1 protein-coding gene is annotated in these 318 nt (G+C 64.2%); it reads left to right on the forward strand.

All coding sequences use genetic code 11. The annotated features are described in order from the left end of the window. Nucleotides 1-61: 61 nt before the first annotated feature. A partial coding sequence (locus tag EXE42_RS17465; protein WP_275938244.1) for an aldehyde ferredoxin oxidoreductase N-terminal domain-containing protein occupies nt 62-318 on the forward strand: 257 nt, incomplete at its 3' end.

The following is a 318-nucleotide window of genomic DNA, read 5'->3' on the forward strand; positions in this document are numbered from 1 at the left end:
GGTTGCGTCCCGAGGTGAACACCTAACACGCTGTGGTCCGTCTATAATGAACGAGCATTACATGACTGAAATGGGCGGCTACAGAGACCGTGTGGCACAGGTCGATCTCGGCGGTGGCGAGGTCAGCTACCGCGGGATCGACGACGACGACGCGGAGAAGTACATCGGCGCGCGCGGGCTCGGCGTTAAGTACGTCTTCGACAAGGGGCCCGACGTGGACCCGCTGGGACCGGAGAACCGACTGGCGTTCATGACCGGCCCGCTGACGGGCACCCAGACCGTGATGAGCGGCCGGATCGCGCTGGTGACGAAGTCCCC

Source organism: Halorubrum sp. SP3 (assembly GCF_005435195.1).
Taxonomy (GTDB): Archaea; Halobacteriota; Halobacteria; order Halobacteriales; family Haloferacaceae; genus Halorubrum; species Halorubrum sodomense.